The sequence below is a fragment of the Planctomycetota bacterium genome (genome assembly GCA_033763975.1).
Taxonomy (GTDB): domain Bacteria; phylum Planctomycetota; class Phycisphaerae; order Phycisphaerales; family UBA1924; genus RI-211.
Map to the genome: position 1 here is coordinate 15,694 of JANRJM010000015.1, position 19,624 is coordinate 35,317.

The 19,624-nt window shown below is 71.6% G+C and carries 20 protein-coding genes; 10 read left to right on the forward strand and 10 right to left on the reverse strand.

Annotated features, from left to right (window positions below; genetic code table 11):
• The first annotated feature begins 21 nt into the window (after nt 1–21).
• Nucleotides 22–426, forward strand: coding sequence for a hypothetical protein (locus tag SFY69_09880; GenBank protein MDX2132349.1), 405 nt, complete (start codon nt 22–24; stop codon nt 424–426).
• Between the two features lie 26 nt (nt 427–452).
• On the opposite strand, the gene SFY69_09885 is transcribed toward SFY69_09880, so the two are convergent.
• Nucleotides 453–1,073, reverse strand: a complete 621-nt coding sequence (locus SFY69_09885; GenBank protein MDX2132350.1) for a GNAT family protein — start codon at nt 1,071–1,073, stop codon at nt 453–455.
• A 68-nt stretch (nt 1,074–1,141) separates the two neighbouring features.
• The gene (locus tag SFY69_09890) at nt 1,142–2,878 is read right to left on the reverse strand and encodes a TolC family protein (protein MDX2132351.1); all 1,737 of its coding nucleotides are present in this window, start codon (nt 2,876–2,878) and stop codon (nt 1,142–1,144) included.
• Nucleotides 2,879–3,048: 170 nt separating this feature from the next.
• Between SFY69_09890 and SFY69_09895 the strand changes: the two genes are divergently transcribed.
• Together SFY69_09895 and SFY69_09900 are read left to right on the forward strand one after the other, a co-directional pair.
• Nucleotides 3,049–5,781: a beta-galactosidase gene (locus tag SFY69_09895; GenBank protein ID MDX2132352.1), complete on the forward strand. Its 2,733-nt coding sequence runs from the start codon at nt 3,049–3,051 to the stop codon at nt 5,779–5,781.
• A 38-nt stretch (nt 5,782–5,819) separates the two neighbouring features.
• On the forward strand, nt 5,820–6,371 hold the full coding sequence (locus SFY69_09900; GenBank protein ID MDX2132353.1) for an HD domain-containing protein: 552 nt from the start codon (nt 5,820–5,822) through the stop codon (nt 6,369–6,371).
• On the opposite strand, the gene SFY69_09905 is transcribed toward SFY69_09900, so the two are convergent.
• The 3 genes from SFY69_09905 to secG are packed head-to-tail and all read right to left on the reverse strand — an operon-like array spanning nt 6,368 to nt 8,868.
• Nucleotides 6,368–7,411, reverse strand: a complete 1,044-nt coding sequence (locus SFY69_09905; protein ID MDX2132354.1) for a PDZ domain-containing protein — start codon at nt 7,409–7,411, stop codon at nt 6,368–6,370. The two genes, SFY69_09900 and SFY69_09905, sit on opposite strands and share 4 nt — an antisense overlap.
• Nucleotides 7,412–7,457: 46 nt before the next feature.
• Complete coding sequence (locus tag SFY69_09910) at nt 7,458–8,339, reverse strand: YicC/YloC family endoribonuclease (protein ID MDX2132355.1); 882 nt, start codon at nt 8,337–8,339, stop codon at nt 7,458–7,460.
• 16 nt (nt 8,340–8,355) lie between these two features.
• Entirely contained in the window at nt 8,356–8,868 is a 513-nt protein-coding gene (gene secG / locus SFY69_09915; protein ID MDX2132356.1) for a preprotein translocase subunit SecG, read from the reverse strand.
• 195 nt (nt 8,869–9,063) lie between these two features.
• Here secG and SFY69_09920 point away from each other — a divergent pair, with 195 nt between their 5' ends.
• The 4 genes from SFY69_09920 (at nt 9,064) to SFY69_09935 (ending at nt 13,515) form a co-directional block, all read left to right on the forward strand.
• Nucleotides 9,064–9,744 carry a hypothetical protein gene (locus SFY69_09920; protein ID MDX2132357.1) on the forward strand — a complete coding sequence of 227 codons (681 nt, stop codon included), beginning with the start codon at nt 9,064–9,066 and terminating at the stop codon, nt 9,742–9,744.
• A 149-nt stretch (nt 9,745–9,893) separates the two neighbouring features.
• Entirely contained in the window at nt 9,894–11,012 is a 1,119-nt protein-coding gene (locus SFY69_09925; protein ID MDX2132358.1) for a bifunctional methionine sulfoxide reductase B/A protein, read from the forward strand.
• A 141-nt stretch (nt 11,013–11,153) separates the two neighbouring features.
• Entirely contained in the window at nt 11,154–12,395 is a 1,242-nt protein-coding gene (locus SFY69_09930; GenBank protein ID MDX2132359.1) for a Spy/CpxP family protein refolding chaperone, read from the forward strand.
• Nucleotides 12,396–12,435: 40 nt separating this feature from the next.
• Nucleotides 12,436–13,515 (forward strand): cobalamin-dependent protein, encoded by a 1,080-nt coding sequence (locus SFY69_09935; GenBank protein MDX2132360.1) that lies wholly within the window; start codon nt 12,436–12,438, stop codon nt 13,513–13,515.
• 61 nt (nt 13,516–13,576) lie between these two features.
• Here the strand turns inward: SFY69_09935 and SFY69_09940 are convergent, their stop codons facing one another.
• On the reverse strand, nt 13,577–14,224 hold the full coding sequence (locus tag SFY69_09940) for a zinc ribbon domain-containing protein (GenBank protein ID MDX2132361.1): 648 nt from the start codon (nt 14,222–14,224) through the stop codon (nt 13,577–13,579).
• Nucleotides 14,225–14,292: 68 nt separating this feature from the next.
• Nucleotides 14,293–14,895: a hypothetical protein gene (locus tag SFY69_09945; GenBank protein ID MDX2132362.1), complete on the reverse strand. Its 603-nt coding sequence runs from the start codon at nt 14,893–14,895 to the stop codon at nt 14,293–14,295.
• A gap of 140 nt (nt 14,896–15,035) precedes the next feature.
• Between SFY69_09945 and SFY69_09950 the strand changes: the two genes are divergently transcribed.
• Both SFY69_09950 and SFY69_09955 read left to right on the forward strand, forming a co-directional pair.
• Nucleotides 15,036–15,920 carry an aminotransferase class IV gene (locus SFY69_09950; GenBank protein MDX2132363.1) on the forward strand — a complete coding sequence of 295 codons (885 nt, stop codon included), beginning with the start codon at nt 15,036–15,038 and terminating at the stop codon, nt 15,918–15,920.
• Nucleotides 15,917–16,621, forward strand: a complete 705-nt coding sequence (locus SFY69_09955) for a DUF2959 family protein (protein ID MDX2132364.1) — start codon at nt 15,917–15,919, stop codon at nt 16,619–16,621. The genes SFY69_09950 and SFY69_09955 overlap by 4 nt, the downstream gene beginning before the upstream one ends.
• On the opposite strand, the gene SFY69_09960 is transcribed toward SFY69_09955, so the two are convergent.
• Nucleotides 16,569–17,096: an SRPBCC family protein gene (locus tag SFY69_09960; protein MDX2132365.1), complete on the reverse strand. Its 528-nt coding sequence runs from the start codon at nt 17,094–17,096 to the stop codon at nt 16,569–16,571. The two genes, SFY69_09955 and SFY69_09960, sit on opposite strands and share 53 nt — an antisense overlap.
• 111 nt (nt 17,097–17,207) lie before the next feature.
• On the opposite strand from SFY69_09960, the gene SFY69_09965 reads away from it, so the two are divergent.
• The gene (locus tag SFY69_09965) at nt 17,208–17,876 is read left to right on the forward strand and encodes a DUF2959 family protein (protein MDX2132366.1); all 669 of its coding nucleotides are present in this window, start codon (nt 17,208–17,210) and stop codon (nt 17,874–17,876) included.
• 31 nt (nt 17,877–17,907) lie between these two features.
• Here the strand turns inward: SFY69_09965 and accC are convergent, their stop codons facing one another.
• Both accC and SFY69_09975 read right to left on the reverse strand, forming a co-directional pair.
• Nucleotides 17,908–19,260, reverse strand: a complete 1,353-nt coding sequence (gene accC, locus SFY69_09970) for an acetyl-CoA carboxylase biotin carboxylase subunit (protein ID MDX2132367.1) — start codon at nt 19,258–19,260, stop codon at nt 17,908–17,910.
• Between the two features lie 95 nt (nt 19,261–19,355).
• The coding region (locus tag SFY69_09975) for a biotin/lipoyl-containing protein (protein MDX2132368.1) at nt 19,356–19,624 on the reverse strand (269 nt) is incomplete at its 5' end.

Sequence of the window (19,624 nt, forward strand, 5' to 3'; positions counted from 1 at the left end):
ACGGGGAAGGGGGCGGAACCGGTGCCCGACGGAGCAGAGCGCCCGCCCTCCGGCACACGCGCACCCCCGCGTCCGCGGATTCCGCCGTACCTCAAGCGCCGCGTCGTGATACTCATTCTGGCGTCGGTGGGCGCCGGGCTGCTGGCGCCGGTCGCATCGCTGGGCCTGAGCAACGGGACGATCCCGCGCTGGGCGTTCATCCTGGGCGTCACGATCCCGGGCGTCGCGAGCGGGCTGATCGGCGCGTTCCTGGGCGTCGCGGTGCAGCGCGAGCAGAAGAAGGCGGCTGGCGCGGGAGGCCGCCGGTGCTGGTCGTGCGGGTACGCGCTGCACGGGCTGGGCGACGCGGGCTCGTGCCCGGAGTGCGGGGTGCCGTTCCGCCTGGCGGACCTGCGCGAGAAGTGGGGCGTGCCGGACGGGGGCTGAGGGGCCTGCGGGACCGCGCCGTCTGCTCAGGGCGCGACGATCTCGAACTCGTCGTGCACGACCCATCGCCCGCCGACGGGCATGCGCTCCTGGCGTCCGGTGGGGCGCATGCCGCAGAGCGTCGCGACGCGGGCGCTCTCGACGTTGCCGGGCATGATGAACGCGCGCACGCGTCGGAGGCCGAGCCCGCGCGGGAGGTCGCGGAGCGCATGGGCGAGCAGGGCGTGCACGCCCTCGCTGGCGAAGCCCTGCCCGGTCTGATCGGCGGCGATCCACCAGTTGGCGTCGCACTCGAATCGCAGCCCGCGCTCGATGGAGTGCAGGTTGAAGCAGCCGACGAGTCGCCCGTCGTCGAGGAACCCGGCGCGGCGCCAGGCGGTGGCGCGGGTGTCGCCCTCGGTCGCGCGGGCGACCTGTCGCTCGAAGAGTTGCTCGTCGGTCTCGTGGGGGCGGTGCAGTTCGGAGTACGTCGCGAGATGCTCGCGGCTGATGCGGATGACGCGGAGGAACTCGGCGCGGTCCGAGGCGCGCAACGGACGCAGCACGAGCCGTTCGGTGCGTTCGAGCCCCGGCGCGGCGACTTCGACGGGCTCGGCGCCGCGAACGGGGGCCATCACCGGCTTGCGTTGGTTCGTCCGCAGACCCACGGATCCTCCCGGGCGGTACGCCCGCCGCGGGTGGTATCGGACGTCGATGGCGGAGCGGTTGAGAACCGTCAGGGAGTTTCCGACGCGCTGGGCGGCACTAGCCCGGGCAGGGGATCCAGCAGCCCGTCGCGCGTCACGCGGAGCTGGTCGGTCTCGAGCAGGTAGTTCAGCACCGCGATCCGCAGGTTTGTGCGGGCACGATCGCGCTGGTTCTCTGCGGCGAGCAGGGCGTTCTCCGAATCGATGACGGCCTGCGCCCCGACGAGATCGGCGCGCAACTCCTGTCCACGCTTGCGCTTCCGGTTGATCTCCACCTGCTGCTCGGCGAGCGTCAGTTGGAACCGCGCCAGTTCGACATTGCGCAGCGACGACCGCACCCCCACCACCACCGTGTCGCGGAACTGCTGGTAGTCGCGGATCGCCTGCTCCAACTGGATGATCTCGGCCCGCACGCGCAGTCGCTCCTGCTCGCGGTCGAGCGGGAGGCCCAGCGTCGCGGAGACGTCGTAGCGGACGTCGTCGGGGCTGAAGGCCAGCGAGCCGACGTTCGCTTCGTCGTCGGTGGGCAGCGTGACGGTGCCCCGCAGGTTCAGGTCGGGGAGGAGGTCGTTGCGTGCGTTGGCGACCGCGCGCCGTTGATCGTCGAGGCGATCGCGGGCGTTCTGAAGGTCGAGGCGGAACTCGAGCGCGAGGCGCGACGCCTCGTCCAGGCCGATCTCGGGTTCGGGCAGGTTCAGCGTCTCGTCGCTCAGGGCGATGCGTTGGTCGGGGGGCAGGCCCAGGCGGATCTTGTATCGCTCGAGCGCGAGGACGAAGTTCTCGCGCAGCGACGCGAGCGACGCCTCGGCGGAGAGGACCTCGTTGTCGGCGATGCCCTTCTCGAAGGCCTCGACGCGCCCGGCCTCGACGCGGGCCGCCACGCGACGCGCATTGGCGCGCAGGCTCTCCAACTGGCGTTCCTGGTTGACGATGGTCGCGCGGATGTTCTGGAGTTCGAAGTAGTCGGAGGCGATGTCGAGCAGGTGGGCGCGCCGGAAGCGTTCGAACTCGCGGGCGGCGTACACCAGGTCGCGCTCGCGCTGGATGAGCGACTCACGCGCGACCTCGCCCGCGCCGCGGAGCAGGGGGATCTGCCCGCTCAGCACGATGGCCGACGACTGGGTGTAGCGCCCGCCGACGGTCTCGCGGAGTTGCTCGGTGGCGTCCCAGACCCAGGCCGCCTCGACCGAGCCGCCCGAGGGCAGGCGCTGGGTGGCGCGGAGCGAGTTGACGACGGAGAGGGCATGATCGAAGCGTCCGTCGTCGCCCGAGCCGTCGAGGCCCAGCGTGGTGTCGTTGAAGAAGCGCGGGCCCCAGAGGTGGCGTTCGACGAGGAGGGCGATCGCGGCGAGGATGTAGCGTTCCTGCTCGCCCAGGAACTGCGGGCCGCTGCGTTGCGCGGTGCGGAGCGCTTCGGACAGCGTGAGCACCTGGGCGTCGTCATGCTCGAGGCGCGAGTAGGCGTCGAGGCGGGCGCCGACATCGCGGGCTTCGTCGGCCGGGACGAACGAGAGTTCGGAGGCCGCCGGGTTGGAGGTCGGCGGATTCTTGGGGTTGGGCTGGCGAAGGTTGTCCAGGCGTGTGGAGATCGGGCGGGGATTTTCGGGTATTGTACGGACTGCATCGGACGTTCGCTGCGTGAGGCGAGCGATCTGATCGTCGACGGACATGGGGCCGGCGCGACAGCCGGCGAGCAGCACGAGGCCGAGAGCGGCGGATGTGCGGAGGACGTTCGATTTTTGCGAGGGGGAAATGTGGATGCTCATCAGCGCCTCTGCAAATTCCGGGCCTTCCCGACAGTGAGATACCGGACGGCACCCGATCTTTCGTTGCATCACGAACTTTGGCTTCCTATTGTTGCCCCCTTCACGGATGGAGGCTCCAGCCCTAGGTCGGGCGAATTTTAGTCGGAATCCGTTCGGGAGAAACCGGCCGCATGCCTTCGATCACCCACGACGGGCGCAGCTTTCTCATTGAGGGACGCAGGATCTGGCTGGTGTCGGGTCGGGTTCCGTATGCCCGACTTCCGCGCGAGTCGTGGGCGGAGCGTATCCACGCCGCGAAGGCGATGGGGTTCAACACGGTCGAGGCGCCGGTGGTGTGGAGCCGGCACGAGCCGCGCCCGGGGAAGTTCACGTTCACGGGCGACGCGGACCTGCGGCATTTCGTGGACCTGGTGGGCAAGGCGGGGATGCACTGCATCCTGGGCTTGGGGCCGTACATCGGGCCGACGTGGGACTTTGGTGGCTTTCCCGCGTGGCTGCGGGGCAACTACAACCTGCGGACGAACCACGCGCCGTTCCTCGAAGCGTGCTCGCGGTACATCACGGCGGTGTCGGACCAGGTGAAGGGCTGGCAGGTGACGGCCCCCGGCGGGGGCGGGCCCATCGTGCTAGTGCAGTGCGAGAGCGAGTGGACCTGCGGCAACGATCAGGCGGGCGCGGCGTACCTGGGCGAGTTGACGCGGTACATCCGCGAGGCGGGGATCAGCGTCCCCGTGATCAACTCGAACAACCTGTGGCTGAGCATCGAGGGCCAGGTCGACGGCTGGGCGGCGGAAGGGCCGATGCTGGGCACGATGCGTCAGCTCGCGTCGGTGCGCGCCGGGCAGCCCCGCGTCGTGATCGACTTCGCGACGGGGCGTCCGTCGTGCTGGGGGCGCGAGGAAGAGCGCGAGCCGGCGGCGTCGGTGCTCCGGCGCCTCGCGGAGATCTGCGTCGGCGGCGGGCAGTTCAACATCACGACGCTGTGCGCGGGCACGAACTTCGGCTTCGGGGGCGGGCGCCTGGCCGATGCGCCCGACGCGTTCGCCTCCGCGAGCGCGGCGGCGGGGTCGCTGCTGGACGAATCCGGGCGCCCTACCGGCGCGGCGCGCCACGTGCGCCGGCTGGCGCACTTCGCGTCGCGGTTCGGGCGGGTGCTGTCGAATCTCGATCCGGCGTTCCTGCCGGTGTGCGCCGACCCGGGCGGGAGCACGAGCGGCGTGGTGCACGCGACCGGGCCGCAGGGCGGCGTGGCGTTCGTGTTCGGCGATGAACCCGGGACGGCGAAGCCGCGCCAGCAGGAGGTGACGCTGCTGCTGGCGGACGGAACGACGCTGCCGGTGCCGCTGATGTCGGACGGGGTGGCGTGGTGCCTGTTCGGCGTGAACGTGAGCCCGCGGGCGCGCCTGGACTATTCAAACTTGAGCGCGCTGGGCGGCGTGGGGCAGGTGCTCGTGCTGTTCGGGCCCGCGGGGTCGCGCGGGGCGATCTCGATCAACGGCTCGCCGCTGGAAGTGCCGGTGCCCGGCGAGGACGACGCGCCGACCATCGTGCAGCAGGACGGCCTGTGCCTGGTGGTGGTGAACGAGGAGCAGGTGGACGACACGCTCCTGCAGGACGACGGCGTGACGCTCCCGCGTCGCGCGGGCGGCGCGAAGGCGGCGGCGGGCAAGCCCGCCGCAAAGCAGGCGGGCGGACGCGAGCACATCGCGCCCGACGGGGTCCGTCGGACGGTGCACCCGCCCGCGCCGGCGAGCGCGGGGCGGTCGGGGCGGGTCACGCTGTCGGCGTGGAGCGAACTGCGCCTGGACGACTACGTGGACGGATCGAGCGCGCGGTACGCCTCGATCCCGGCGCTGGGCGATCTGGGGAGCCTGGGCGCCCCCTACGGCTACGGGTGGTACCGCCTGACGTGGACGCAGGCGCGCGCGACGCGGGTCACGGCGGCGTTCCCGCACGCGGGCGACCGGCTGCACCTGTTCTCGGAGGGACGGGCGCTGGGCGTGGCGGGCGTCGGCCCGGGCGCGAGCGGGCGGCTGGCGCTCTCGCTGGGGCGCGGGCAGCAGTCGCTGGTGGTGCTGGCCGACAACCTCGGGCGATTCTCGGAAGGCGCGCAGCTCGGCGAGGGGAAGGGGCTCATCGGGCCGGTGTACGCGGTGAGCCCGCTGCGCGTGCCGCCCCCGACGGTCGAGGCCGGCCCGCCGATCGACGTGCTGCGATACCGCTCGCCCCTGTGGGAAGTGAGCGAGGGGGACGTGACGAGCCCGGACCGCGTGACGTGGCGATTGACGCACCGGCGCAAGACGCCCGTGCTCATGACGATCGCGCACCCGCCGGCGGGCGCGCTGCTGCTCGCGGGGGGCGCGCCGATCGCGTACCTGGACCGCTCGGGCCCCACGCAGGTGGTCATCCAGCCCGAGGCCCTCGCGAAGAGCGCGACGGGCGTGCAGATCGCGCCGCTCGCGCACGGCCTGACCGACGCGCAGCGCCGCGAACTGACGTCGGGGGTGCGGTTCGAGGAGTGCGTGTCGACGATCTTCGACGGCGCGGAGATCGCGTTCGCGAAGTGGGAGCCCGCGGACGGGGCGCTGTTCGCCCCCGCGAAGGAGCGGGCGGCGGGGCGCGGCTCGCCGGCGTGGGTGCGGGCGACCTTCAAGGCAGCCCCCGCGGACGGCGCGCTGGTGCTCGATCCCGTGGGCATGACCAAGGGGCAGGTGTACGTGAACGGGCGGCACCTCTCGCGGTACTTCGTGGGCGTGCCGGGCGGGAAGCGCGTGCCCGGGCAGGAGACGTACGTCATCCCCGCGTCGTGGCTCAAGGGCGACGGGCTGAACGAACTGGTGCTGTTCGACGAGCACGGCTCGTCGCCGGCGAAGGTGCGGCTCGGCGCGGCCCGCGAAAGTTGAACGCGGGCGCATGGGCCGGACCCCTCCTAGGGTGGGCCATGGCCGACGCACCCAGAACAGTTTCGCCGCTGTGGCAGGAGGCTTCGCACTTCGCGCAGCGGGCGCACCGGCACCAGCTCCGCAAGGACGGGCGCACGCCCTACGCCTCGCACGTCACGCGCGTGGCGCTCACCGTCGCGGTGGTCTTCGGGTGCACCGACGAGACGGTGCTGGCGGCGGCCCTGCTGCACGACACCATCGAGGACACCACGACCGACTTCGAGGACATCGAGGAGCGCTTCGGCGCCGAGGTCGCGAAGATCGTGGCGAACCTGACGAACCTCGCGATGCTGCCCGAGGCGCAGCGCGAGGAGGAGTACTTCGGGCGCCTGCGCGCGTCGTGCTGGCGGACGAAGCTCGTCAAGCTGGCCGACGCGTACGACAACGTGTCGGACGTCGAGTCCTTCCCGCACGACGAGCAGGCGACGCGCCGGCACAAGACGCGCGAGAAGGCGCGCCGGGCGCTGGAGGTCGCGGAGCCCGAGGCGTCGGACCACGCGATCGTCTCGAAGGCGGCGGCGGTGCTGCGGGGCGCGCTGGGCGAGCGCTAGCGGACGATCTTGCGGCGTTGGCGCGCGAGTTCGTCGAGCTTGGCGCGCATCGCGTTCAGGGTGGCGCGCTCGTTCATGAGCACGCGGAGCAGCGCCTCACGCCGTGCGGGGTTGCGCTCGTTTGTCAGGGCCCGATCGCGCTGGCGTACGTTGTTGTCCAACTGGAGGATCTGGGCGCGAAGGGCGTCGAGCTCCGGATCGCCCGTGCCGGAGCGCGGGATGAGGAACTCCTGCTCGGCGTGGCTGACGGGGCGGCCTGCCCCGCCGGGGGCGAGGCGGGCCGCGGGCGGCTGGACCGCGACGGGCGCCCGGTCGGCCCGGCGCGAGATGGCGGCGAACCGCTCCGGAGTCATGCCCGTGTCGAGCACCTCTGGCGCGGGCGGCGCGCGGCGGGCGGCGCGGATGGCCCACGCGGCGGCCAGCGTGTCGTCGTCGGGGCTCGCGGCGTTCTGCAGGTCGACGAAGCGTCCCAGGCGCAGCGTGACGGCCCGCACCTCGCCCTGTCGGGCGATCTCGACGGTCACTTCGTCGCCCGGGTCGTGGGACAGGATGATCGCGCGCGCGTCGTTGGTGACCCGCACGGGAAGCCCGTCCATCGCGCGGATGATGTCGCCCGCGCGGAGTTCACGCGCGGCGTCGAACCCGGCGACGGTGGCGGAGAGCTCCACCCCCTGCGGGCTCGAAAAGCCGGAGAACGACACGCCCATCGCGCCGCGGGGTTCCATCCGGAAGCGGGAGAACGCGAGCGCGTCCAGACGGGTGCGCTGCTCGGGCGAGAGATCGGCGCGGGCGAGGGCCCGCTCGATGAGGGGCAGGTCGGCCTCGACGATGATGTCGCGGGCGGCGGTGTCGCGGGTCGAGAGATCGTCGGCGTCGAGCGCGGCGACCCGCTCGGCCAGCCACTCGTCGGAGCGGTCGCCCTCCGAGGCCGACGACGGCAGGGCGCGCGGGTTCAGCAGCACCGGCGGGATAGCGCCCGCGGCGGCGCCCGACAGGCACAGGGCGAGCACGGCGATCACCTGCGCGGGACGTCCCAGCATGCAGCACCTCCCACCCGGCACCCGAGGCGACAGCGGGACTGTATCCCTACTCCAGGTTCTGCGACTGCTCCTTGATGCGGTCGATGGCGCCCTTGATGTCGACGGTCGCCTTGGAGATGGCGGCGTCGGGGCTCTTGCTGGCGATGGTGTTCGCCTCGCGGAGCATCTCCTGGGCGAGGAAGTCCAGCGTGCGCCCGATGGGGCGGGCGTTGGAGCCCTGCAGGAGGTCGCGGAACTGGTCGAGGTGGGCCGAGAGACGCTTGATCTCCTCGGCGATGTCGGTCCGCTCGGCGTAGACGGCGATCTCGCGGATGAGGTCGGCGGGCTGGAGGGACAGGCCGGCCTCCTTGATGAGCGCGTCGATCCGCTGGCGCAGGCGCGACTCGTAGTCGGCGATGACGCCAGGGGCGCGGGCGCTCACGACGCCCAGGCGATCGGCGATGAAGTCCAGGTGCGCGCTGATGTCGGCGACCAGCACGCGCCCCTCGCGCTCGCGCATTTCCATCAGGCGATCGCAGGCGCGGTCGAGCAGGGGGAGGAAGGCGTCGCGCGCGCGGGCGAGCGTGTCTTCCTCGGACGCGGGGGGCTGGAGCACGCCGGGGAGGGTGAGGAGCGCCCCGATGTCGAACGCGGCGTTGTCGAGCGTGACGCCACGCAACTGCTCGACGTAGCGGGCGAGGGCCTTGGTGTTGATCTCGTAGGCGGCCTGCTCGGAGGCGTCGGCGCAGCGGGCGCTGACCGTCACCGTGCCGCGGGCGATGCGCTCGCGCAGGCGCGACTCGAACTCGGCCTCGAGGCCCTGGAAGGCCTCGGCGAGGCGGATGGTCGCCTTGAAGTACTTGTTGTTGAGGGAGCGGACTTCGAGGAAGTAATGGACGCCCTCGGCGGTGGTCGAGGCGTCCCCGTAGCCGGTCATGCTTCGGACCACGAGGTTCTCCGGAAGGTCAACGCCCGGGGGGCGTCTGCGGCGTGGGTGAAGGTGGTGTCGGGGTCGGCGCGGGAGCCTCGCCGGTGGCGGGGGCCGCGGGGGGCGTGTCCCCCGTGGCGGGCGGCGGCGCATCGCCCGCCGGGGGCGGGGTGGTCGCCGGCGTGCCGCCGGTGGCGGGGGCTTCGCCCGTGGCGGGCGCCGCGGCGCCGTCGGCGGAGCCCGCCTCGGACGTTGTCTCCTGCGGGCGCTGGGCCTGGATGAGCCCCTTGGAGGCGAAGTTCAGCGTGACCGCGAAGACGATGTACGCGATGAACATGATGAGCGTGAAGACGGTGAGCGCGTCGCCGGTCTTGGCGCCGAAGGCGGTCTGCCCGGAGCCGGCGCCCCCGCCGCCGAAGGCGCTGGCGAGCCCGCCTCCCTGGGGCTTCTGGATGAGCACCGTGAGGACGAGCATGACGCAAATGATGAGGAAGACGATCGCGAGGACCGCGAACGCCCACCACGACCAGCCCAGGGTGAGGATCGGCATGGAACGGAAGACCTTTCGGGACAACGCCGCGGTGCGACGCGGGGGAGAAGGGTAGCGCGTCGGGCGGGGCGGCGTGTTCCCGGGCGTCGAGAAGATCGTGCGGGGTGCTTGCGGCGCTTGGCGTAAAGCGTGAATGGCAGCCGGGGCTTGTCTTTTGCGCGCGCGGGTGTAGTCTCCATGGCGAAGGAGCGCCACATGACGAAACTCTTTGCCGGCACGGCGTTTATGTGTGTGTTCACAAGTCTCGCCTGCGGGAGCGTCACGTTCTCGGACGGTACCTTTGCGCCTTCCACGTGGGGTCAGGAACTCGTGACCGTGGGGCCGGGCGGCACCTCGGCGGCGTCGCAGGTCTCGACGGGGAACCCCGGGTTCGCACGCCGCGTGCAGAACACCGTGGAAGGCGGGGGGACGGTGTACGCCTTCAGCCGCTTCGGCACCGACCAGGCGACGCGGTACAACGCGTCGACGCAGGGCGCGATCCTGACAGTGGATTTCTCGATCGATCACCGGTTTGTCGAGGGGGTCGGCGGGGACGGGCAGGCAGTGCGTCTGGGCGCCAAACAGGGGCAGACGGTGTACGCCGCGGGATATGAGGTGACCGGTTCGTCGGGCTTGTGGGGCACGACGACATTTACGGGGTTGACGGCGGCGGACTTCTCGGCGCCGGGAGGCGGCGGGACGATCGACTTCAGCGCCACGGGCGCGCCGATCCGGTTCGGGTTCATCGCGGTGAACAGTTCGACCGGTCCGACCTATCTCAACACGGTCGACTATGACAACTTTTTCGTGCGGGTGAACAGCGTGCCGGGGCCCGGGGTGGGTGTGTGCGGTCTGGCGGGGCTGGTGGCGGCGGGCGTGCGCCGGCGCCGGGCCTGAATCTGTCACGGGTGACGGCGGCGGGCATCGAACATGGGGATGGCGCAGGCCGTATGACGCCTGCCCGCTCCGCGCTCATCCGGCGCGGGAGTCGCGGCGAATGATCGGGAGCGGGTCGCTCACCGGTGACCGTCGCGGGAGGCGATCCCATGAAGTCCGTGGCGTTGTTTGCCGTGATGGTGTTCGTGGCGGTGTGCACGGCGGCGTGGGTGCTGGCGGCGTCGCAGCCTGGAAAATCGGCCCAACCGGGAAACTCCACCATGAAGACGCAGACACCCGCGGGCCCCACCGGAGGCGTGCGGTACTCCAAGTCCGGGCATGACATCACGCGGCTGGACGCCAAGCAGGTCGAGGCGCTCGCGACGACATTGACGGAGGAAGAGCGTCGGGTGCTGCTGCGCAAGGGCACGGAGCCGGCGTTCTGCGGGAACCTCCTGGACAACAAGTTGGACGGGACGTACGCATGCCGCCTGTGCGGCCTGCCGCTGTTCAGTTCGGAGGCGAAGTTCAACAGCGGGACGGGGTGGCCCAGTTTCTTCAAGCCGTATGACCCGGCGCACGTGGGCGAAGTCCGCGACGAATCGCACGGGATGGTGCGGACGGAGATCGTGTGCGCGCGGTGCGACGGGCACCTGGGGCACGTCTTCGAGGACGGCCCGCGTCCGACGGGGCTGCGCTACTGCCTGAACAGCGCATCGCTGACGTTCCACGAGAAGGGCACGGCGATGCCCGAGGCGTCGATGCCGGTGAAGACGGCGACGGCGTACTTCGCGGGCGGGTGCTTCTGGGGCGTGGAAGACCGCTTCCAGCAGATTCCGGGCGTGATCGACGCGGTGAGCGGGTACATGGGCGGGCGGACCCCGAACCCGACGTACAAGCAGGTGTGCACCGAGGACACCGGGCACGCCGAGACGGTGCGGGTGACGTTCGATCCGGCGCGGGTGTCGTACCAGAAACTGCTCGAGGTGTTCTTCAAGATCCACGACGCGTCGCAGGTGAACCGCCAGGGCCCGGACATCGGCACGCAGTACCGCTCGGCGGTGTTCACGGCGGACGGCACGCAGCAGGACCAGGCGACGGCGTTCATCGAGGCGCAGCGCAAGACGACGCGGTACATGCTGCGGGGCATCGCGACGCAGGTGGTGCCGGTGAGCGAGGCGGGGGCGTTCTACGCCGCCGAGGAGTACCACCAGGACTACCACGTGAAGCACGGCGGGCACTGCGCGATGCCTGACTTCGGCGAGGACGAGGCGGACGAGAAGAAGTAGCCGGCGCCGGCGGAGCGGACGCAAGCCGCGGCCATGGCCTCCCGCACCGGACGGAGGCTCCCAACGCACTAAGCACCACGTAACAACTCCCCGCAACCCGGCGGGGCGCCCCGTGGTAAAGTCGCGCACGGGAGGTGCGCGATGTTCCGAGCGGCGTGGGCGGGTGTTGGGGCGTGGGCGCGGGTGCTCGTCGCGCTGGTTGCGCTGGCGCTGGGCACACCCAGGGCGGGCGGGCAGGACCTGGCGGATCAACTCGGGCCGATGGGGCAGGTCGTGCCCCGGGCGAGCGTCGCGAAGTTTGCCGACATGCTGGGCCTGACGGCGGACCAGCGGGAGATCGTGCGGACGCTGCACGAGACGTACCGCCTGCAGTACGGCGCGGCGATGCGGGAGGGGCGGGCGAAGTTCAAGGCGGCGCACGAGAAGGCACGGGAGGCGGGCGATTGGAACGCCGTCCGGGCCGAGGGGCAGCGGATCGCCCTGGAAACGTCGAAGCAGATCGAGGTCGTGGAGCGCGAGTTCTTCGACAACCTGCGGGCGGTGCTGACGCCCGAGCAGGAGGCCAGGTTCGGAGGTGTCGAGCGGGCGCGCCGGCGCGAGGTGGGGATGCGGTTCGCGTTCGCGTCGGGGTCGCAGGTGGACCTGAACGCGCTGTGCGAGGAGCTCAAGGTCCCGCGGGAGGGCGAGGTCGGGGCGGCGCTGCTCCGGTGGGAAGAGGACATCGACCGCGTGCTGCGCGTCCGCGAGGCGACGCTGGCGAAGGTCTTCGAGAAGGCGATGTCGACACCCAACCTGGATGACAACATGAAGCTCGTCCAGGAGATCATCGCGGAGCTCTTTCAGGACGCGTTCCGCGTGCGCGACATGAACCGGCGGTACGCGCGGGAGATCGCGGGGCTGCTCGACGCGAATGCGGCGGCGGCGTTCGACCGCGCGTTCCGGGCGCGGAGCTTCCCGGGCGTGTACCAGAAGAACGGCGTCGCGAAACTCGCGGCGGCCGTGCGGAAGGCGGGCATCGACGCGGAGCGGGCGGGAGAACTGGACCGGCTCGAGGCGGCGTACCGGCGCGACGTGATGCCGCTGAACGATCGGCTGGCGCAGTTGATCGAAGAGCGCGAGCAGGAGGCGACCACGCGGTTCGGGGAGTTGATGGCCGAGCAGTGGAGCGGGGGATCGAAGGAGAGCCCGCTGGGGGAAGCGTGGAAGGCGCGGCGGGACCTGGACGACCGGACGGTGGCGCGGCTCCGCACGCTCGCGGGGGCGGACGCGCCGACGCTGGACGAGGGCGACCGGCTGGACTGGGGGTCGGTCGCCCGCGTGATGCCGGATTTCGACGACCGGCTGCCCGAAGACTCGGACGATGACGGCGCGCCCCCGCGCTGAGCCCGCGGCGGTTCTACGCTGTTCCCGCCGGGCGGCACGCATGCAGGACGACACCGGGGATATCGGGGGTGCGCTGGTCGGAGCGCTGCTGCGAGAAGCGGCGGCGGAGATCGCGCGCGACGCGGTGACGGCCCTCCTCCTGGCCGACGCGGACGTGGTGGCGCGCGCGGGCGCGCAGGGTGCCGACCGCTGGCGCGAGGCGATCGGCGCGCGGGTGGTCGACCTGTCGGACGCGTTGGCGGCGGGCCTGCCGGAGATGTTCCGTTCGCAGATGGGCTGGGCGCGGGTCGCGTACGCATCGCGCGGGGTGCGGGTAAGCGACCTGGCGGCGGCGCTCGACGCGCTCGCGGGGGTGCTTCCCCGCCACGTGCCGGAGGAGGACCGCGAACTGGTGCTGGCGTATCTCCGCCCGGCGAGGGCCGACCTGGCGGGCGACGCGCCCGAGCCGCCGGCGTTCCTGCGGGCGGGCCCGGGCCTGGAGCGTGCGGCGGGCGAGTACATGCTCGCGCTGCTGGAGGGCGAGCGGGTGCGGGCGTGGGAGGTGGTCGCGGCGCTCGCGGGGCGCGGGGTGGGGACGGCGGAGATCTACACGGGCGTGCTGACGCCGGTGCTGCAGGAGATCGGGCGGATGTGGCACATGGGCGAGGTGCACATCGCGGAAGAGCACTTCGCGACGGCGACCACGCTCATCGTGATGTCGCGCCTGGCGGGGATGGCAACCCGAGCGCCCGCGCGCGGGAAGACGGCGGTGTGCGCGGGCGTGGCGGGGAACGCCCACGAGGTGGGCCCGCGGATGGCGAGCGACCTGCTGGAGCTCGACGGGTGGCGGGTGGTGTACCTGGGCGTGGACATGCCGCGCGAGGACCTGGCGCTCGGCTGCGCGGACTTCAAGGCGGACGTGCTGGTGCTGTCGGCGGCGATCCCGGCGCACGTGCGCGAGGCGGAGGACACGATCCGCGCCCTGCGCGGGACGCTGGGGCCCGCGATGCCTCGGGTGATCGTGGGTGGCCGCCCGTTCGACGCCTATCCCGGGCTGTGGCGACAGGTGGGGGCCGACGCGCTGGCGCGCGATCCGCTGGATTGCGTGCGGCTCGCGAACGAACTGACGCGCGGCGCCTAGCCGATTGCCGCGCGCGGCACCGGGGGCTGGGCGCGGGGCCGGACATCGATGCGGCGGCCCGCTAGATCTTGTTGCCGCACGTGCCGCAGAACTTGGCGGTGGGCCCGGCCTCGGTCCCACAGTTGGTGCACATGCGTTTACCGCCGGGCGCGGGCGTGCCGCACTGCCCGCAGAACTTGCCGGTGACCTCGGCGCCGCAGTTGGTGCAGGAGGCACCCAGGGCCTTCCTGCCCCCGCCGTCCTTGGTGATGTCCATGTCGGCGATCATGTCGGTGGTGAAGGCCTTGCGCTGCATCCACTGCATGCGGCCCTGGTCCTGGGCGGCGGCGAGTTCTTCGTCGAGGTCCGGCGCGCACCGCTCGCACATGTTCCGCTTTTCGTTCCAGCAGGCGGCCTCGCAGACCCACTTCCCGCAGCGCCCGCACAGCTTGAACTGCTTCTTAGCCTCGATCACCGCGTCGCGCAGGGCTTCGTCGCGCTCCTTGCCGCGCATCAGGTCCTTGCCCTGATCGGCGGCGCCGCTGACGGCCCCCGCGCCGCTGAAGAAGCTGCTGGCGGCCCGGAGCATCGAGCCGGCCATGCCGAACTTGCTCGGCTTGAAGGGCGACATGCACCCCGTGCCGCACCCGTCGCAGTAGAACTCGAACTGGTAGCCGGCGTCGGTCGAGCAGTCCCGGTAGTTGTTGGTGAACTGGATCATGCTGGCCATGGGCGGGCTCCTGGGCCATTCAGAATACACGGGGAGCGCGCACTTTCCAACCCCCCCCGAGTGCAAGCCTACCGCAGCGATCGGACGATCTTGGGCACGGCCTCCCGCAGCACCGCCTGCATGGCCCGCTCGTACGCGTCGCGACAGTTGATGAGCGGGCCTTGCGACCCCTTGGCGGTGCCCTCGGCCTGCGCGGCGAAGGTCTGCTTCGTGCCGCCCGGCGCGGTCACGACGAACTCCACGCCCAGCGTCGCGGTGACCTGGGCGGTCGAGAACGACAGGTCGGTCTTCGACTGCATCCGCGTGATGGTCGATTCGACCACGGGCGCCCCGGCGGGGAACGCGTCGGCTTCGCTCGCGTTGACGCCCGCGGCCCGCAGTTCGCCCGCGATGGCGTTGCGGGCCCACTCGTTGATGGGGAAGGCGGAGAGGATGTCGGCCTGCTTCTTCCCGTTGCGGTGGACGATCTCGCCGATGATGCGCTGGTTGTTGCGGTTGGACGGCAGGCCGTGGGCTTCTTTCGTGAGCAGGACGTACACGGGCGCGTCGGCGGGGTTGGCGGTGGACTTGGCGGGGACATATCGCAGGCCCATGGCCTTGTCCTGGCCCTTGCACCCTCCGACGAGCATGATCATCCCGAGCAGCGCGACGGCGAGCAGCGTGGAGCGCATGCGAGTTCCTCCCTGGTCGGCGCAGTGTACCGAACTGGGTGGGTCCGAATCGGGGCGGGTTACGGGCGGGTTACGGGCGGGGCGGGTGCGACGGCGTGACGACCGGTGCGCCCGTGGGCGGCGTCGGCTACGCTGGCGGCGTGATCGTCCTTCTGCACGACGAGTTGATGCCGCTGGAGCGGGCGACGGTGAGCCCGCTCGACCGCGGGTTCCTGTTCGGCGACGGGGTGTACGAGGGGCTGCGCGCGTTCGGTGGGCGGGTCGTCGGGGCGGCACGGCACGTGGCGCGCCTGCGCGCGGGGCTGGACGCGGCACGGATCCCGTTCGACGCGTCCCGCCTGGACGGCGTGTGCGCGCGCCTGCTGGAGGCGAACGGGCTGCGCGACGCGTTCATCTACGTGCAGGTGACGCGGGGGACGCCCGGGCCGGGCCAGCCGGTGCGCACGCGGGTGCCCGCGGGGACGCTCACGCCGACGGTGTTCGCGTACGCGGTGCCCGCGCCGGGGCTGGAGGCCTATGCGACGCCCCCGACGAAGTCGTGCGTCACGGTGCGCGACACGCGCTGGCTGCGGGGGCGGCTGAAGTCCATCTCGCTCATGGGCAGCGTGCTGGGCGGGTTCGAGGCGCACGAGGCCGGCGCGGAGGACGCGATCTTCGTGCGCGATGGGTGCCCGGGCGGCGCGCTCGCGGCGGAATCGACCTCGGCGAACCTGGTGGCGGTGGTGTCGCGCGAGGGCCGGCCGGTGGCGATCACGCCCGCGCTCGACGACGTGCCGATCCTGGCGGGCGTAACGCGCGACCTGCTGCTCGAGGCGGCGTCGGGCGCGGGGATCGACCTCCGCGAGGGACGCCTCACGCCCCACGACCTGCGCGACGCGCGCGAGGTGATGCTGTGCGGCACGCTGACGATGGTGACGAGCGTCACCACGCTTGACGGGCGGCCTGTGGGCGATGGGACGCCCGGGCCGGTGGCCGGGCGATTGCTGGCGCTGCTGTGCCGCGTGATTCGGGAGGGGACGCCATGACCGGGCGAGCGCGACGGCGGGGCGTGGTGATGCTCGCGCGGCTGGTGCTGGGGTCGCTGGTGCTGGCGGGCGCGGGGCCGTACGGCTGCGCGACGTCGCCGCCGGTCGCGGAGCCGTTCGTCCGCGATCGGACGGGCGCCGCGACGCGGGCGATGAACACGGCGCTGCACCATCAGCGTGAGGCGGGGGACGGGCTGCTCGAGACGCTGGAAAGCCTGCGGTCGGTGGAGCTCGAGGCGTTGACGCCCGCGGCGGCGTACGACCGGGCCCGGCGCGGGCTGCTGCGCGCCGATTCTCGCATCAGCAGCGCGGAGGCCGCCATGCGGGCCGCGGACGCGCGGGCGGCGGACCTGGCGGAGCAGTGGAAGGCGGAGCTGCGCCTGTACAACGACGCGGCGCTGCGGGAGAGCGCGTCGGCCCGGCTGGGGGCGCTGCGGGTAGCGCTCGACGAAGCGACGGCGTCGCTGCGCCGGTCGCTGGCGACGCTCGCGCCGGTGCGGCGGGAGTTGACGGACCGCGCGTTGTACCTGAAACACAGCCGCGACTCGGGGGAGTTCGTACCGGCGCCGATCTCGGACGAGGGGCTGGCGGCGTACGACGCGGCGCGAGAGAACCTGCGGACGACGATCGCGCAGAGCGAGGCGGCGGTCAGACACCTGGCTGAGGTGCTGCGGCGAGAGGGGCCGCCATCGACGCCGTGAGGGGCGCCGGGCCCAGCGTGATCGGGGGTGCCGCGAACCGGCGCGCGAGTGCGGCGTTTCGGAACGCGAAGATCCGCTCGATGTCCGGGCGCACGAGGAGCCGCTCGACGAGCGGGCCGCCGTGGTGCGCGTAGCGGACGACATCGCGGCATCGCGTTCCCGTCGGTGTGGGCTCGAACGTGTGCTCGTGCACCCAGAGGGCGTAGGGACCCCGGATCTGCTCGTCGACGAAGCGGTGCGGGGGATCCCACGCGCTGATGCGCGTGCGCCAGCCCATGGGCACGCCCCGCAGGCGGATCGAGTAGTCGATCAGCGTTCCGACCTGCATGCGGATGGGGGGCGGGGTGAGGATCCGGAACCGCAGGTGCGGGGGCGTGATGGCGTCAAGGTTCGCAGCGTCGGCGAAGAACGGGAAGACCTCGGCGGGCGGATAGGGCAGGTCGAGAGAGGTGATAAGAAGGCGTTCACGTGGCATGCGGGAGGGGTTCGATCGCGCGCGGAGGGCGGATGCACGTCGGGGAACTCCCGGGGCGGTGCCCGCCCCCGGGAGCGCCGGTGCCCGTACCATCGCGCCGCGGAGGTGCACATGCGGCGTGTTCTCAGAGCAGGGCTGGCGTGCGTGCTGGCGGGTGCGTGCGTCGGAGTGGCGGGGTGTTCGAGCGCGAAGATCGCGCTGAAGGAGCAACTGGGCTACGCGAAGCGCGAGCAGCTCGTGGACGCCGTGACGGACGCGCGGGACGAGCAGGAGAAGGCGAAGACGCAGTTCGCGAGCGCGCTCGACGAGTTCCTGGCGATCACCAAGGTGCCGGCGGGCGAGTGGGAGGGGCAGTACCGGGCGCTCTCGCGCCAGCACGAGCGCGCGAAGGACCAGGCCGACGCGGTGCGCTCGGAGATCCGCGAGGTGGACCGGGTGGCGGCGGCGCTGTTCAAGGAATGGGAGCGGGAACTGGGGGAGTACAACAGCGAGCAGCTGCGGCGCGAGTCGCAGCGCGACCTGGACGACACACGGCGCCAGTACGACCGGCTGTACGCGGCGATGCAGGCCGCGGAACGCAAGATGGACCCGGTGCTGGGCGCGCTGGGCGACCAGGTGCTGTACCTGAAGCACAAGCTGAACGCGGCGGCGATCGCCGGGCTGCAGGGCAACGCGGCGCGGATCGAGACGGACGTGTCGGCGCTGCTGCGCGAGATGGAAGCGGCGATCGCGGAGAGCAACCGGTTCATCGAGCAGATGCGGGCGGGCGCGGGGGGCTGACGCTGCGGGCGCGGGGCGGGGCGAGTCGTGCTCACCGCTCGCCGGGCTTGAGGAGGCGTTCGAGGTAGTGGATGTCGACCCCGCCGCGGCGGAAGTCGGTGTTCTCGATCAGTCGCTGGTGGAGCGGGATGACGGTCTTGATGGGCCCGACCTTGAACTCGCGCAGGGCGCGGGCGGCGCGGTCCAGGGCTTCCTGGCGCGTGTCGGCGTGGACGATGAGCTTGGCGATCATCGAGTCGTAGTTGGGCGGGACGACATAGCCGGGGACGACGTGCGAATCGAGGCGCACGCCCGGCCCGCCGGGGGGCTGCCAGAGGTCGATGCGCCCGGCGCTGGGGCGGAAGTTCTTGTCGGGGTCTTCGGCGTTGATGCGGCACTCGATCGCGTGCCCGCGGATGGTGATGTCGCGCTGCGCGAAGGGGATCTTCTCGCCGGCGGCGATCCGGATCGACATCTTCACGATGTCGATGCCGGTGATGAGTTCCGTGACCGGGTGCTCGACCTGCACGCGGGTGTTGACCTCGAGCATGTAGAAGTCGCCCTTGCCGTCGAGCAGGAACTCGCACGTGGCGGCGCCGGCGTACTTGGCGTTCCTGATCATCTTGGCGGCGGCCTCGCACACCTTCTCGAGGCGCGCGCGGTCGACATGGGGCGCGGGGGCTTCCTCGATGACCTTCTGGTGCCGGCGCTGCATCGAGCAGTCGCGCTCCCAGAGGTACACGGCGTTGCCGTGCTTGTCGCCGAGCATCTGGATCTCGACGTGGCGCGCGAGCTCCAGGTACTTCTCGATGAACACGGCGCCGTTGCCGAAGGCGGCCTGGGCCTCCTGGCTCGCGACGCGGAGCATCGAGCGCAGCGTCGCCTCGTTGTGGCAGACCTTCATGCCGCGACCGCCGCCCCCGGCCGAGGCCTTGATGATGACGGGGTACCCGATCGACGCCGCGACCTTGACGGCCTCGTCCTCGTCCTCGATCGCGTCCTCGGACCCCGGGAAGACCGGCACGCCCGCGGCCCGGGCGGTCTTCTTGCAGTCCACCTTGTCGCCGAGCATCTGCATCGCCTCGGGCGAGGGGCCGATGAACTCGATCTTGCAGTCGCGGCAGGCGGCGGAGAAGTCCGGGCGCTCGGACAGGAACCCATAGCCGGGGTGGATGGCGTCGACGTCGGCGATCTCGGCGGCGGCGATGATCCGCGCGATGTTGAGGTACGACTCCTTCGCCGGGCCCGGGCCGATGCAGATGGCGCGGTCGGCGAGCTTCAGGTACGGGGCGTCCTTGTCGGCGGTGCTGTACACGCACACCGTCTCGATGCCCATCTCCTGGCAGGCGCGCATGATGCGGAGAGCGATCTCGCCGCGGTTCGCTATCAAGACTCTCTTGAACATTCGGTACTCGCTGAGGAATCACACTGTGGGCACGACCGCCGTCGGGCGAGCGATGGGGCTCTATCTCACGGGAAGCTTCGCGGCGGACTCGCGTCCTAGGCGGGTCGGATCGCGAAGATGCGCTGCCCGAACTCGACGGCCTGGCCGTTCTTGACCAGAATCTGCTCGATCACGCCACCCTTCTCGGCCTTGATCTCGTTGAAGACCTTCATGGCCTCGATGAGGCAGACGACGGTGTCGGGCGTCACGCTCTGGCCGACCTTGACGAACGGGGCGGCGTCGGGGTTGGGGGCCAGGTAGCAGGTGCCGACCATGGGGCTCTCGATCGCGGGTCCGCTGGCCGCGGGCGGGGCGGCGGGGGCTG

What these genes read in the sequence shown, in the direction of transcription:
- SFY69_09925 (MDX2132358.1), top strand. Translation starts at nt 9,894, where the DNA reads ATGAAGTCCGTGGCGTTGTTTGCCGTGATGGTGTTCGTGGCGGTGTGC.
- SFY69_09955 (MDX2132364.1), top strand. Translation starts at nt 15,917, where the DNA reads ATGACCGGGCGAGCGCGACGGCGGGGCGTGGTGATGCTCGCGCGGCTG.
- SFY69_09935 (MDX2132360.1), top strand. Translation starts at nt 12,436, where the DNA reads ATGCAGGACGACACCGGGGATATCGGGGGTGCGCTGGTCGGAGCGCTG.
- accC (MDX2132367.1), bottom strand. Translation starts at nt 19,260, where the DNA reads ATGTTCAAGAGAGTCTTGATAGCGAACCGCGGCGAGATCGCTCTCCGC.
- secG (MDX2132356.1), bottom strand. Translation starts at nt 8,868, where the DNA reads ATGCCGATCCTCACCCTGGGCTGGTCGTGGTGGGCGTTCGCGGTCCTC.
- SFY69_09945 (MDX2132362.1), bottom strand. Translation starts at nt 14,895, where the DNA reads ATGCGCTCCACGCTGCTCGCCGTCGCGCTGCTCGGGATGATCATGCTC.
- SFY69_09965 (MDX2132366.1), top strand. Translation starts at nt 17,208, where the DNA reads ATGCGGCGTGTTCTCAGAGCAGGGCTGGCGTGCGTGCTGGCGGGTGCG.
- SFY69_09905 (MDX2132354.1), bottom strand. Translation starts at nt 7,411, where the DNA reads ATGCTGGGACGTCCCGCGCAGGTGATCGCCGTGCTCGCCCTGTGCCTG.
- SFY69_09890 (MDX2132351.1), bottom strand. Translation starts at nt 2,878, where the DNA reads ATGAGCATCCACATTTCCCCCTCGCAAAAATCGAACGTCCTCCGCACA.
- SFY69_09930 (MDX2132359.1), top strand. Translation starts at nt 11,154, where the DNA reads ATGTTCCGAGCGGCGTGGGCGGGTGTTGGGGCGTGGGCGCGGGTGCTC.
- SFY69_09895 (MDX2132352.1), top strand. Translation starts at nt 3,049, where the DNA reads ATGCCTTCGATCACCCACGACGGGCGCAGCTTTCTCATTGAGGGACGC.
- SFY69_09940 (MDX2132361.1), bottom strand. Translation starts at nt 14,224, where the DNA reads ATGGCCAGCATGATCCAGTTCACCAACAACTACCGGGACTGCTCGACC.
- SFY69_09900 (MDX2132353.1), top strand. Translation starts at nt 5,820, where the DNA reads ATGGCCGACGCACCCAGAACAGTTTCGCCGCTGTGGCAGGAGGCTTCG.
- SFY69_09920 (MDX2132357.1), top strand. Translation starts at nt 9,064, where the DNA reads ATGACGAAACTCTTTGCCGGCACGGCGTTTATGTGTGTGTTCACAAGT.
- SFY69_09960 (MDX2132365.1), bottom strand. Translation starts at nt 17,096, where the DNA reads ATGCCACGTGAACGCCTTCTTATCACCTCTCTCGACCTGCCCTATCCG.